Raw genomic sequence first — 13,413 nt, forward strand, 5'->3', positions numbered from 1 at the left:
CTCCCCTCCTATTTACAAAAAATATGTTTTCCGATTTTTTTAATTTGCGGACGGCTCCAAATCCACCCGTTTGTCGCTGTATGTGGATTAAAATAATATAACGCTCCACTTGATGGATCCCATCCGTTTAAGGCATCAAGTACGGCTTTGCGAGACGTTTCGTTTGGGGTAAGCCAAATTTGTCCGTCTGCGACAGCTGTAAACGCTCCTGGCTCAAAAATGACGCCCGCGACAGTGTTTGGAAACGAAGGGCTATTGATGCGATTTAAAATGACTGCGGCAACAGCCACTTGTCCGATATACGGTTCCCCGCGTGCTTCACCGTGTACAGCGTTTGCCATAAGCTGTATATCATTTTGTGAGAATCCGTTTGGAACGTTCACTGCAGCGGATTTGACGCGTTTTACGGCCATTTGTTTTGTATTTGTTGCTTTTGCAGCGGTTGCTTGATTTTTCGTTTTTGTTTGACGTGCTTTCACTTGTTTGCTTAACGGAACGCCGCCGTAATGAGTAAACGTATTTCCTTTTCGTAAATTGTTATAAACAAATGATTTGTAATATTTTGAAGCGCGTACGAGTTTTTGTTTCGTTGTTTCTCCTGCTAGCCCATCGACAGGCAACTTAAATTTGTATTGAAACTTTCTTAGCGCCCAATACGTCCGCCAACCGAACACTCCATCAATTTTCCCTCTGTAAAAGCCGAGATATTGCAATCGTGCTTGTAGTTCAATGACATCATCGCCGACAGCTCCGCGTTGGATGACTTGTTTCGAAAACGCGTGCGCCTGCGATGTATAACTAAACGAAAAAATCAAAAATAAACAAATGAACCATTTGCGCATTGTGACTCCTCCCTTGATGTGTAAACAATACCTTTTGACGCTATTTTTTGTCACAATAACGTTTTTATACACATAAATAAAAAAGCCAAGCGTTACGCCTGGCTTGATGATTGGGCAATCTCGACCGTCATGCCTCTCGCAAGTTTGACTTTTCGCAAAGCGAGCCACCATAAAAAAATCATAAACGGAAGCATGTAATATATCCAACGTTCTTGCGTTAATAAAATATAGTCGTATATGCCGTGAAATAAAAACGGAAGGAGAAAAGATAACCATATATAGTTTTTTTCTTTTTTAGGTAAACCGAATTTTGCCCTTCCTAAATAAAAGCCCATAATGACACCAAACAACGCATGGCTTGATACAGGTAAAAGGGCGCGCGTAACCGCAAATTCAACGCCATTTGCAAATAAATATAAAATGTTTTCAAGCGTAGCAAATCCGAGCGATACACTTACCCCGTAAACGATGCCGTCATATGGTTCGTTAAACTCTCGATGGTCATAAATCGCATAGTAAAAAACAAACCATTTGAAAAACTCTTCTAGCAAACTTGTTGATAAAAACGCTTCAACAAAGGCGTTTGGGAGCATATGCTCGACTTTTAATACGTGTTGAATAAACATGAGTGGAAACACTAAAAACGTACCGTATAAAAACATGCGTAAAACGAGTGATAACGGTTCCGTTTCGTATTCATCTTTTAAATAAAAATAACTGAGCAGCGCTAATCCGGGAGCAATCCCTGCAGAAATAATAGCCCACATCATTTTTTCCTCGTTCCCAATTCTTTTCTTTTCATTTTGATGGTATCATGTTATTGTCAAATTGAAAATGCTATAAGGTGTATTTTTCAATAAAGAAAGAACTGTTTTTAGCGAGGGGGATTTATACGTTGATTAAAATTGGGGTGCCGTTAACGCTTGAACCGAAATATAGCGAAAAAATGGAAAAATACAAATGTAAAGTAGCAGAAATGGAAGATGGGAAAATTTATATTGATTATCCGATTGATATGAGCACGAATCGCACTGCGTTTTTGATCGACGGAACGCAATTAAAAGTAAGTTTTGTCGGGGAAGATGAAGCTGTTTATGCGTTTGAAGCAGAAGTGTTAGGCCGAACAAAGCGCAATATTCCGCTTCTTGTTTTGTCGTATCCTGGGGATCAACATCTCATTCGTATTCAACGTCGTCAGTTTGTACGTGTCGATGCGACTGTAGACGTGGCTGTTCATCCGCTCAATGACGAATTTGTCCCATTTACGACTGTGACAAGCGATATAAGTGCGGGTGGTGCAGCGATTGTATTGCCAAACGATGAAACAGGATTAAAACACGGGATGACCATTGAAATTTGGCTCGCACTCCATATGCGTTCAGGAGATTATCACTATTTACGTTTTCTTGCGCGCGTTGTTCGCATTTTTGAAGAAAATGTTTTAAAAGCATCTTTGCAATTTTTGGAAGTGAACGATGTAGACCGTCTGACATTGATTCGTTACAGTTTTGAAAAGCAGCTTGAGATGAGAAAAAAGGAGCAATTGGACGCATAAATATAACCGTTTTCTCCCATAATAAAAAATAAAAAAGAGAGGGAGAAACGAATGAAAACGGTTGAACGAATGTTATGGAAGCTAGCGATCATTCAATTTATTTTTTTATTTATCGCCCAACTTATCGTTTCCCATTCGTCCATTGCCCCTTATATTGTGAAAGTCATTCATTACGAAGGGGTAATGAAAAATTCCGCTACGAAAACGGTTGAAACATTCGACCAACGATAAACGGTATGATACAATATAAGAAGCAGGAGTGTTCCTGCTTTTTTGTTGAAAACAAAACGATGTATGGGAGGCATTATGGAAAAGAAAATTTCGATCGCGATTGACGGACCGGCAGCGGCTGGAAAAAGCACGGTTGCGAAACGATTAGCTGAAGCATTATCTTATGTTTATATTGATACAGGAGCGATGTATCGCGCCTTAACATATTGCGCTTTACAGCGCGGAGTAGATGTTCATGATGAAAAACAATTAATGAACGTCCTTCATGATACATATATTGAATTAAAGCCGTCTCCAATTGGACAGCTTGTGTTTGCCAACGGTGAAGATGTAACGGAGGCCATTCGGAAAAACGATGTGACAAACAACGTGTCGTACGTTGCTAAACATCCGGCAGTGCGAGAAGAAATGGTGAAACGCCAACGCGAGTTAGGGCAGCATGGCGGTGTTGTGATGGACGGTCGCGATATTGGTACGCACGTGTTGCCACACGCTGAAGTAAAAATTTTTTTGCTCGCCTCTGTAGAAGAGCGGGCAAAACGTCGCCATGAAGAAAATATGGTGCGGGGCATTCCTTCTAATTTAGAACAACTAAAAGAGGAAATTACTCAGCGTGATCGAATTGACTCTGAACGTAGCGTCGCTCCGTTAAAAAAAGCAGAAGACGCCATTGAAATTGATACAACATCGCTATCCATTGATGAAGTTGTTGATCGCATTATGCGCATTGTCCAAGAAAGGGTGAAGGGGTAGTGAGTTTTTACACGTTTGCCCGCGCGCTTGTGAAACAAGTGCTTACTCCACTTTATCGTATTGAAGTTAGTGGAGTCGAACATATTCCAAAAGAAGGTGCGGTTATCATTTGCGCCAATCATATTAGCAACTTAGATTCGCCAGTTGTCGGTATTACATGCCCGCGCCCGGTTCATTTTATGGCAAAAGAAGAACTGTTTCGCACACCTATCGTTAAACAACTCGTCTCTCGCTTACATGCGTTTCCCGTTCGTCGCGGAATGGGTGATCGTGAAGCGTTGCGAACAGGATTAGCCTTATTAAAAGAGAAACATGTACTCGGGCTATTTCCTGAAGGAACGCGAAGTAAGGATGGAAAGTTGAAAAAAGGGCTAGCCGGAGCAGGATTTTTTGCATTGCGTAGCGATGCGGTTGTCGTGCCTTGTGCTATCGTCGGTCCTTATCGCATCGGAAAGAAGTTAAAAGTTGTATACGGTGCCCCGATTGACTTTACACCATGGCGCGAAAGAAAGGCGAGTGCCGATGAAGTGACCGCAGTCATTATGGAACATATTCAAAAACTTTTACATGCGCATCAATAGTTATGACTTGACAAAATGAATGTTTTAATACAGATTAGTAAAAAAGGAAGTTTTTTCTTTGTGTCAAATGGACGAGCATATTGTTGTTCGCCCATTGAACATATATTTCTGTCGTCGAGCAGGTGTGGAGTGTAAGGAGGTATTCACTATGGAAGAGATGAATCAAGTCGATGTGCGCGTCTATGAAGTAGGCGACACGGTGAAAGGTCAAGTAACGAAAGTAGAAGACAAACAAGTGCTCATTGATGTGGAAGGAAGCAAGCTTGTCGGCATCATCCCGATCAGCGAGCTATCAAGTCTTCATATCGAAAAAGCAAGCGATGTTCTGTCAGTCGGAGATGCAGTCGTCGCAAAAGTGAAAAAAGTAGAAGATGAAGCGCTTATTTTATCGAAAAAAGCAGCAGATGCAGAACAAGCATGGGAAGTGCTTGAACAGAAGCTTGCAAACGGTGAAACGTTTGATGTAGTCGTGAAAGATATTGTAAAAGGTGGGCTCGTTGCGGATGTCGGTGTTCGCGCATTTATCCCAGCGTCGCTTGTGGAAAAAGATTTTGTCGAGGATTTCTCAGACTATAAAGGACGTACATTAACTGTAAAAGTAGTTGAGCTCGATCGTGAAAAAAATCGCGTCGTTTTATCACATCGGGCAGTTGTAGAAGAAGAAGAGGCTGCGAAAAAGAAAGCCGCATTACAGTCAATTCAAGTTGGTCAAGTGCTTGAAGGGACCGTCGTGCGCATGACGAACTTCGGCGTATTCGTCAATATCGGCGAGGTTGATGGTCTCGTACATATTTCTCAACTTGCCCATACGCGTGTAGATCATCCGTCAGATGTTGTAAAAGAAGGCGATGTCGTCAAAGTAAAAGTGCTTGCGATTGATGAAGAAAGCGGCCGCGTTTCTTTGTCTGTGAAAGCAGCATTGCCAGCTCCTTGGGATGGAATCGAACAAAAAATAAAAGAAGGCGATGTATTAGAAGGGACAGTGAAACGTTTAGCCCCGTTTGGAGCGTTCGTCGAAGTATTGCCGGGCGTTGAAGGGCTCGTTCATATTTCGCAAATTTCAACAAAGCATATCGGCACGCCGCATGAAGTGTTGAAAGAAGGCGATGTCGTCAAAGTGAAAGTGCTTGCAGTAAACGAACAAGAAAAACGATTATCGTTAAGCATTCGTGAGTTGCTTGAAGAAGATGTGGAAGAAGACTATCATGAATATACAACGTCAACAGAGACGACGACAGGATTTCAAATTGGTGAAGTCATCGGAGACCAGTTAAAAAAATTAAAATAAACGGTGATGGCAGTGGAACGTGCAAAACGAAAACTACAACATATTGAATATGCGCTCTCAACGGGACAACGTCGCTTGCATGGTTTTGAAGATATTACATTTGTGCATAATAGCTTGCCGAATATTTCCACTGCCCATATTGACTTGCAAACAAAAATCGGCGAACTTTCTTTCCGTTCGCCGATTTTTATTAATGCGATGACAGGCGGTGGAGGCGAGGGGACGACAAAAATTAACGAGCAGCTCGCTTATGTTGCGAAAGAATGCGGCATTGCGATGGCTGTTGGTTCGCAAATGGCCGCTTTAAAAGATGAACGAGAGCGACAATCGTTTACAATTATTCGCCAAGTCAATAAACGTGGCATTGTATTTGCGAACTTAGGGAGCGAAGCAACGGTTGAACAAGCAAAACGAGCGATCGATATGATCGAGGCGAATGCCCTTCAAATTCATTTAAACGTCGTTCAAGAGCTCGTTATGCCCGAAGGAGATCGCAACTTTTGCGGGGCGCTTTCACGCATTGAACAAATTGTGTCTGCTGTTGATGTACCTGTTATCGTAAAAGAAGTCGGATTTGGAATGAGTAAAGAAACGGCACGACAGTTAGAAAACGTAGGGGTATGTGCCGTTGATGTTGGCGGTTTTGGAGGCACAAATTTTGCGCAAATTGAAAATAAGCGACGCGAAAGACAGCTTGCTTATTTTAACGAGTGGGGAATAACAACGACGGCATCGATTGCCGAAGTAGCAGCGGAAGTTCAACGCATCCGTATTATTGGAAGCGGAGGGGTGCAGCATGCGCTTGATGTAGCGAAATGTATTGCACTCGGCGCTTCCGCGGTAGGAATGGCTGGCTATATGTTGCGTCTTCTTATCGAGCAAGGAGTGGAAGCGTTAATTGCAGAAATCAATCAACTGCACGAAGATTTAACACTTATTATGACCGCGCTCGGTACTCGAACGATTGCCGATTTGCAAAACGTCCCGCTCGTCGTTACGGGAACAACATACCATTGGTTGCGGGAGCGTGGCATTGAAACGACCCGTTATAGCCAGCGATAACGGAGAAAGGTGTCCTTGAGAGGACACCTTTTCCTATGTGTATATTTACTGTTCTGTTTTTGTACTTCCTTTAAAATTTTTTGCTGGATCCCGATCGGACTCGACACGACGCGATTGCTTTAATTTTTTTTCTTGGCGATCTTTCCCCATTTTCATCCCTCCTTAGTCCTTTATTTTCTCCATTCCCTTTTTTCGCATACAAAGATTAAATTTTTAAAAATAAGACATAATGGAAAGTGGAGGTGTTATGGTTGGAAGGAAGTTATTTTTACTGGGTTTCTTGGTTTTTATGGATTGTGTATACGTTTCTCGCTCCGAAAAATCATGTTCGTTTACGCATTTGTCTATATATTTTATTGTTAATTACCCTATCTGCGCATGAGATAACGATTTATTCCTTTCATATTTCATTTGCTTACATATTGATGTTGATTGTTAGTTACTCGTTTGTCATGAAACAAACAGGAACAGCATTCATTTATTTTTCTTTTGCAAGTGCAAGTGTCACGATGTTGTATGCTGCGTTTCATTTTTTGTTATTGTTTGATCCGGTTTGGGCGTTTGTTGAAGCGACATGGTTGCTTGCATTTGCGCTTTTGCTTGCTTCGTTTGCGCTATATCGATCGTTTGATGAACGCTTGCTTGTTTTGACGGTCGGATGCTGTCAAGGTGATTTTTTGTATGCGTTTGTGTTAAAACAATTTTCTTTTTCTCATTCGATCGGTTCCCTTTCGTTTTTAGATGGATGGGCGTTAGCAACCGTATGTTTATTTTTATGGAAATGGCTCGAACAGTTACCAATATATATCGATGCACGATTTCAAAAGCGAGCAAAGGAGGCTAATACGTGAACGAATATACGTATCCGATTTTATTTGGCGTAACCATTGGTGTATTGACCCGCTTGTATTTATTAAAAACAGATTATCGTCAATATCCGACGTATTTGCATGGGAAAATTATTCATATTGCTTTAGGTTTTATTGCTGCAGGGCTTGGGACGATTGCAGTGCCTGCCATTATGGAAAAAGAGTTTGCTGCCATTACATTTTTAGCACTCGCTGCTTCACAGTTTCGTGATGTGCGCAATATGGAGCGAAATACGTTAAATGAGCTTGACCAGTATGAACTCGTCCCACGCGGAAAAACGTATATTGAAGGAATTGCTATTGTTTTTGAAGGGAGAAACTATTTAGTTATTTTTGCGTCATTTTTAAGCACGTTCGCTTATTTAGTTTGGAATATATGGCTTGGAATTGTTGCGGCAGCGATTGCCTTTATCGTTGCTCGCAAACTTATGTCTGGCAGCCGGCTCGGCGATATTGTTGAAGTAGAATACGTGAAGCCGCATTTCAAAGGAGCGGGATTATACGTTGACAATATTTATATTATGAACATCGGTTTAGAAGCGCGACGAGAAGAAATTTTACGGTATGGCATGGGATTTATTTTAAAACCGAAAAACTTTAACGCTCGCTCAACAATCGCTAATCTCGGACAACGCCAAGCGATTTTACACGATATTTCAACGGCATTAGGCGTATACCGCGATTCAGGTACGCCAGCGCTTGTGCCACTTGCGAAACGCGATTTAGACGATGGACGAGTTGGTATTTTTATTTTGCCTCAAGAAAAAGATGTCGAAAAAGCAAAAGCGATCATTCGTAATGTACCGACGTTAGAAAATGCGATTCGCATGCCGACGAAATCTGAAACGAATCAAGCAGGGAGGGTGTTACGATGACTGTAGAAAAAATGATTTTAGCTGTCATTACAACGTCGCCACATAAAGTGGCTGGCGGCGTTACGTTCGTTTGTGAAAACAATGAAGAAATGCAACGAATCGCAGCGAATTTAGAAGCGATTTTAGACGGGATTGCCCATGCGCTAAGCGATGACTTGCTCATTATTGTGAAACATTGATTTTTTTGATAAAATGGGAAAGCTAGACCCTTCAGTCGAAGGGCTTCTTTTTTGTTCGGGTTTCGAATTTTAGTGAAGGAGTGTGAGAATATGACGAAACCAGTTGTAGCAATCGTTGGTCGTCCAAACGTCGGAAAATCGACGATTTTTAACCGCATTGTCGGGGAACGCATTTCGATTGTAGAAGATGTACCGGGAGTGACACGCGACCGGATTTATAGTAGCGCAGAATGGTTAAATACAACGTTTAACATTATTGATACAGGTGGTATTGATATTGGCGATGAGCCGCTATTAACGCAAATTCGTCAACAAGCCGAAATTGCGATCGATGAAGCGGATGTGATCATTTTCATGACGAATGGTCGGGACGGTGTCACAGCAGCAGATGAAGAAGTGGCGAAAATTTTATATCGTTCCAATAAGCCAGTCGTTTTGGCAGTAAACAAAATTGATAATCCAGACATGCGTGAAAACATTTACGATTTTTATACGCTCGGATTCGGAGAGCCGATTCCGATTTCTGGTACGCACGGATTAGGGATCGGGGATTTGTTAGATGCTGTCGTTGCCCATTTTCCAAAGCGCGAGACGAAAGAATATGATGCGGATGTCATTAAGTTTTGTTTAATTGGTCGTCCAAATGTTGGGAAATCTTCGCTCGTGAACGCCATTTTAGGTGAAGAACGGGTCATTGTGAGCGATATAGCAGGAACGACGCGCGATGCGATCGATACGACATTTAAGCGCGACGGCCAAGAATATGTCATTATTGATACAGCAGGGATGCGCAAAAGAGGAAAAGTGTATGAAAGCACCGAAAAATATAGTGTGTTGCGAGCGTTAAAAGCCATTGAGCGCTCCGATGTTGTGCTTGTCGTCATTAACGCAGAAGAAGGAATTATTGAACAAGATAAAAAAATTGCGGGATATGCGCATGAAGCAGGTCGTGGTGTCGTAATCGTTGTGAATAAATGGGACGCGATTGAAAAAGATGAAAAGACGATGAACGAATTTGAGCAAAAAATTCGCGATCATTTCCAATTTCTTGACTATGCACCTATTGTATTCGTATCAGCAAAAACGAAACAACGATTGCATAAGTTACTTCCAGTTATTCAAATGGTCAGTGAAAACCATGCGATGCGCGTTCAAACGAACGTATTAAACGAAGTGCTAATGGATGCCGTGGCGATGAATCCGACACCAACGCATAACGGACAACGATTAAAAATTTATTACATGACGCAAGTAGCGGTAAAGCCACCAACGTTCGTTGTATTCGTCAACGATCCGGAATTGATGCATTTCTCATACGAACGCTTTTTAGAAAACCGAATTCGCGATACGTTCGGATTTGAAGGAACGCCAATTAAAATTATTGCACGCCCACGAAATTAAAGGGGGGATAAAATGGTTACTGTATTAGGTGCAGGTAGTTGGGGCACAGCTTTAGCGATCGTTCTTGCTGATAACGGACATCACGTTCGGCTATGGGGACAACGTCAAGAACAAATGGATGAAATAAATGAAAAACATACGAACGAAAAATATTTGCCAAATATTCATCTTCCTGAGGCGATTGTTGGTTATATCGATCTTGCCAAAGCGCTTGAAGGAGTTGGAACGGTTGTATTAGCCGTTCCGACAAAAGCGATTCGCGAAGTGTTGCAGCGTGTTCGTACGTGCTTGAAACAGCCAATTACAATCGTCTCGGTTAGTAAAGGAATTGAACCGGATACACATAAACGCATTTCAGAAATTATTGAAGAAGAAATGGGAGAACAATTGCAAGATGTCGTCGTTTTATCAGGTCCAAGTCATGCGGAGGAAGTGAGTTTACGCCATCCAACGACCGTGACGGTGTCATCGAAAAACATGGAAGCAGCCGAACGCATTCAAGATTTATTTATGAATCATCAATATTTCCGCGTATATACAAACCCAGATTTAATTGGCGTAGAAATTGGCGGGGCGTTAAAAAATATTATTGCGCTAGCTGCTGGAATTACGGATGGACTTGGTTATGGGGATAATGCAAAAGCGGCGCTTATGACGCGCGGACTTGCAGAAATGGCTCGTCTCGGTAGCCGTCTCGGTGCCAATCCGCTCACATTTGCAGGGTTGACTGGCATCGGTGATTTAATTGTGACGTGTACAAGCGTCCATTCACGCAACTGGCGTGCGGGCAATTTGCTTGGAAAAGGATATGCGCTTGATGATGTGCTCGCGAACATGGGAATGGTCGTTGAAGGTGTTCGAACGACAAAAGCGGCCTATCAGCTAGCGAAAAAAATGAATGTGGATATGCCGATTACAAATGCACTTTACGATGTTTTGTTTAACGGAAAAGATGTGAAAAGTGCGGTCGATTCGCTTATGGCGCGCGGGAAAACGTCAGAACTTGAAGATTTAGCGAACATTTCGTTATAATTTTCTTTGAAATAGGCATGTGAAGAGAGCTTTGTTATGTATGTTGCATACAATGCTATGAAAACATTCTCAGACTCGAATGGATGGTGCATGTTTAGTCATCGTCTGAAGTAAAGAAGCCCCGCTTTACTTCAGCTTTTTTATGCAGCAATTAAGAGAAAGCGAGGGAGAGGAATGTCACCGGGTCTTTTAAAAATGTGGATTTCGTTAACAGGAATCGGGTTAATGTTTGTTGCTGTATTTTCGATTTATTTTAGTCGATACAAGGTGAAAAATAAGGTGGTAAAAATTGTTTTAGCGACGATTGCATACATAAGTATGATCATCGCTGGCCTTATTATTGTATTTGTCGTATTTAGCGGGCCGGTGCAAGAATAGAAGGATGGATGAATGATGAAAAAGTGGATACTTTCTGCAATGATCGTTGTCGTGTCTGTGTTATTATCTGGGTGTTTATACCCGCAAGAGCGGCTAGCGCAAAACCAAATTCCATATAAAGAACAAGTCGAACGTGTTCAACAAGCAGTAAATGAATATAAGCAGGCGACAGGCGGTTTGTTACCTATTAAAACACGAGATATGTCTACGCCCATTTATCAAAAATATCCGATTGATTTCAATTTGCTTGTGCCGCGATATATGGCTGAACCACCGGGCAATGCGTTTGAAAGCGGCGGCGTATATCAATACGTTCTTGTCGATGTAGAAACAAATCCGACGGTCAAATTGCTAGATTTGCGTGCGGCGGAAGCCATTCGCGATTTAAAGTTGCGCATTCGCATGTATCAAGACGCTCACGGTTATCCACCATTTAAAGATGTGCTCGCTAAAGGAGTATTTACGCTCGATTATAAAAAACTTCGTTTAGACGCACCGCCTTATGTCGTCAGCCCATATTCAGGAAAAAATCTTCCGCTCATTATTGACGGCAAGGGAGAAATTTATATCGACTACCGTATCGACTTGTATGAAAAATTGCAATCAGAGGCGCATCACTATCGCTATGGAGATGATATTCGCGACTTGCTTGTTAAGCATTCGCTTTTTGTCCCAGCTTATTCCCTTCCCTACACGATTGATGAAAAGAAAAAAGAACCTATTTTTCTTGTGAAATAAGTCATGATCCCTTCTCTAAGCAAATACATTTTAGAGAAGGGATTTTTTTAGTCATAAACAATTAGGACAACGACATATGCATATAGTGTCCTCATATGTTTTAAATATAAGGGAGGGAAGGCAGTTGGAAAAGGTCGATCTTTTTAAAGATATTGCCGAACGAACAGGCGGAGATATTTATTTAGGAGTTGTCGGCGCCGTTCGAACAGGCAAATCAACATTTATTAAAAAGTTTATGGAACTTGTTGTCATTCCGAATATTCAAAACGAAGCAGATAAAGCTCGAGCACAAGATGAACTGCCACAAAGCGCAGCGGGAAAAACAATTATGACGACAGAGCCGAAGTTTGTTCCGAATCAAGCGGTGAAAGTAAAAGTAGACGATGGATTGGAAGTAAATATTCGCCTCGTTGATTGTGTCGGCTATACAGTACAAGGGGCAAAAGGATTTGAAGATGAAAATGGGCCACGTATGATCCATACACCGTGGTATGAAGAACCAATTCCATTTCAAGAAGCAGCTGAAATCGGTACGCGCAAAGTCATTCAAGAACATTCGACGATCGGTGTTGTCATTACAACGGATGGCTCGATTGGAGAAATTCCGCGTGAAAACTATGTGGAAGCAGAAGAACGTGTTGTAAATGAATTAAAAGAAGTTGGTAAGCCATTTATTATGATTATTAATACCGTTCGTCCACAACATCCTGAAACAGAAACATTGAAGCAACAACTAAGTGAAAAATACGATATTCCGGTATTAGCGTTAAGCGTGGAAGGAATGCGTGAAGCGGATGTGTATCAAGTGCTTCGTGAAGCATTGTATGAATTCCCGGTATTAGAGGTGAATGTAAATTTACCGAACTGGGTCATGGTTTTGCGCGAAAACCATTGGTTGCGTGAAAGTTATCAAGAAGCGGTGCGCGATACAGTAAAAGATATTAAGCGTTTGCGTGATGTCGATCGCGTCGTTCAACAATTTAGTGAGTACGATTTTATTGATGAAGCTCGCTTGGCTGGCATTGAAATGGGGCAAGGCATCGCAGAAATTGATTTATACGCCCCAGACGAATTGTACGATCAAATTTTAAAAGAAGTTGTCGGCGTAGAAATTCGCGGGAAAGATCATTTGTTGCAATTAATGCAAGATTTCGCTTATGCGAAGGCGGAATACGACCAAATTGCTGATGCGCTCCGCATGGTGAAACAAACAGGTTATGGCATTGCTGCTCCATCGCTTTCTGATATGAGCTTAGATGAACCGGAAATTATTCGCCAAGGATCACGTTTTGGTGTGCGTTTAAAAGCGGTAGCACCGTCTATTCATATGATTAAAGTCGATGTCGAATCGGAGTTTGCACCGATCATCGGAACAGAAAAACAAAGTGAAGAACTCGTCCGTTACTTAATGCAAGATTTTGAGGATGATCCGCTTTCTATTTGGAACTCAGATATATTTGGCCGCTCGCTCAGCTCGATCGTTCGTGAAGGCATTCAAGCCAAGCTTGCTCTCATGCCTGAAAATGCGCGTTATAAATTAAAAGAGACGTTAGAGCGCATCATTAATGAAGGATCCGGTGGACTCATTGCCATCATCTTATAAAAAGACTCCATTTGGGGTCTTTTTTG

Annotated in this window: 17 protein-coding genes; 14 read left to right on the top strand and 3 right to left on the bottom strand. The window is 41.8% G+C overall.

Features of this window, described 5'->3' with window-relative positions; all coding sequences use genetic code 11:
* Nucleotides 1-8: 8 nt before the first annotated feature.
* The gene (gene sleB / locus JV16_RS09605) at nt 9-842 is read right to left on the bottom strand and encodes a spore cortex-lytic enzyme (RefSeq protein WP_021095026.1); all 834 of its coding nucleotides are present in this window, start codon (nt 840-842) and stop codon (nt 9-11) included.
* A gap of 92 nt (nt 843-934) precedes the next feature.
* Nucleotides 935-1,609, bottom strand: a complete 675-nt coding sequence (gene prsW, locus JV16_RS09610) for a glutamic-type intramembrane protease PrsW (RefSeq protein ID WP_042535538.1) — start codon at nt 1,607-1,609, stop codon at nt 935-937.
* Nucleotides 1,610-1,737: 128 nt separating this feature from the next.
* Here prsW and JV16_RS09615 point away from each other — a divergent pair, with 128 nt between their 5' ends.
* The 6 genes from JV16_RS09615 to fni all read left to right on the top strand — a co-directional run bounded on the left by JV16_RS09615 (nt 1,738) and on the right by fni (nt 6,312).
* Nucleotides 1,738-2,397: a flagellar brake protein gene (locus JV16_RS09615; protein ID WP_042535540.1), complete on the top strand. Its 660-nt coding sequence runs from the start codon at nt 1,738-1,740 to the stop codon at nt 2,395-2,397.
* Nucleotides 2,398-2,448: 51 nt separating this feature from the next.
* Nucleotides 2,449-2,628 carry a YpfB family protein gene (locus tag JV16_RS09620; RefSeq protein ID WP_042535542.1) on the top strand — a complete coding sequence of 60 codons (180 nt, stop codon included), beginning with the start codon at nt 2,449-2,451 and terminating at the stop codon, nt 2,626-2,628.
* 75 nt (nt 2,629-2,703) lie between these two features.
* Complete coding sequence (cmk, locus tag JV16_RS09625) at nt 2,704-3,381, top strand: (d)CMP kinase (protein ID WP_042535543.1); 678 nt, start codon at nt 2,704-2,706, stop codon at nt 3,379-3,381.
* Complete coding sequence (locus tag JV16_RS09630) at nt 3,381-3,962, top strand: lysophospholipid acyltransferase family protein (RefSeq protein WP_042535545.1); 582 nt, start codon at nt 3,381-3,383, stop codon at nt 3,960-3,962. The genes cmk and JV16_RS09630 overlap by 1 nt, the downstream gene beginning before the upstream one ends.
* Before the next feature lie 148 nt (nt 3,963-4,110).
* Nucleotides 4,111-5,250, top strand: coding sequence for a 30S ribosomal protein S1 (gene rpsA, locus JV16_RS09635; RefSeq protein ID WP_042535547.1), 1,140 nt, complete (start codon nt 4,111-4,113; stop codon nt 5,248-5,250).
* A 12-nt stretch (nt 5,251-5,262) separates the two neighbouring features.
* Nucleotides 5,263-6,312 (top strand): type 2 isopentenyl-diphosphate Delta-isomerase, encoded by a 1,050-nt coding sequence (gene fni, locus JV16_RS09640; protein WP_042535549.1) that lies wholly within the window; start codon nt 5,263-5,265, stop codon nt 6,310-6,312.
* A 45-nt stretch (nt 6,313-6,357) separates the two neighbouring features.
* Here the strand turns inward: fni and JV16_RS15265 are convergent, their stop codons facing one another.
* Entirely contained in the window at nt 6,358-6,462 is a 105-nt protein-coding gene (locus JV16_RS15265; RefSeq protein WP_009373698.1) for a YpzI family protein, read from the bottom strand.
* A gap of 92 nt (nt 6,463-6,554) precedes the next feature.
* Between JV16_RS15265 and JV16_RS09645 the strand changes: the two genes are divergently transcribed.
* From JV16_RS09645 to spoIVA, 8 genes are all read left to right on the top strand, one after another.
* Complete coding sequence (locus tag JV16_RS09645; RefSeq protein ID WP_244463822.1) at nt 6,555-7,163, top strand: YphA family membrane protein; 609 nt, start codon at nt 6,555-6,557, stop codon at nt 7,161-7,163.
* A complete protein-coding gene (locus JV16_RS09650; RefSeq protein WP_042535553.1) occupies nt 7,160-8,056 on the top strand; it encodes a YIEGIA family protein in 897 nt (298 codons plus the stop codon). The genes JV16_RS09645 and JV16_RS09650 overlap by 4 nt, the downstream gene beginning before the upstream one ends.
* Nucleotides 8,053-8,235: a capping complex subunit for YIEGIA gene (locus JV16_RS09655; protein WP_042535555.1), complete on the top strand. Its 183-nt coding sequence runs from the start codon at nt 8,053-8,055 to the stop codon at nt 8,233-8,235. The genes JV16_RS09650 and JV16_RS09655 overlap by 4 nt, the downstream gene beginning before the upstream one ends.
* A gap of 90 nt (nt 8,236-8,325) precedes the next feature.
* Nucleotides 8,326-9,636 carry a ribosome biogenesis GTPase Der gene (gene der / locus JV16_RS09660; protein ID WP_042535557.1) on the top strand — a complete coding sequence of 437 codons (1,311 nt, stop codon included), beginning with the start codon at nt 8,326-8,328 and terminating at the stop codon, nt 9,634-9,636.
* Between the two features lie 12 nt (nt 9,637-9,648).
* Nucleotides 9,649-10,668, top strand: coding sequence for an NAD(P)H-dependent glycerol-3-phosphate dehydrogenase (locus JV16_RS09665; RefSeq protein WP_042535559.1), 1,020 nt, complete (start codon nt 9,649-9,651; stop codon nt 10,666-10,668).
* Nucleotides 10,669-10,842: 174 nt separating this feature from the next.
* Nucleotides 10,843-11,046, top strand: coding sequence for a DUF2768 domain-containing protein (locus JV16_RS09670; RefSeq protein WP_042535560.1), 204 nt, complete (start codon nt 10,843-10,845; stop codon nt 11,044-11,046).
* 15 nt (nt 11,047-11,061) lie between these two features.
* A complete protein-coding gene (locus JV16_RS09675; RefSeq protein ID WP_042535585.1) occupies nt 11,062-11,784 on the top strand; it encodes a hypothetical protein in 723 nt (240 codons plus the stop codon).
* A gap of 124 nt (nt 11,785-11,908) precedes the next feature.
* Nucleotides 11,909-13,387 (top strand): stage IV sporulation protein A, encoded by a 1,479-nt coding sequence (spoIVA, locus tag JV16_RS09680; RefSeq protein ID WP_009373691.1) that lies wholly within the window; start codon nt 11,909-11,911, stop codon nt 13,385-13,387.
* Nucleotides 13,388-13,413: the final 26 nt, after the last annotated feature.

The organism is Anoxybacillus ayderensis (assembly GCF_000833605.1).
In the GTDB taxonomy this organism is placed as follows: Bacteria; Bacillota; Bacilli; order Bacillales; family Anoxybacillaceae; genus Anoxybacillus; species Anoxybacillus ayderensis.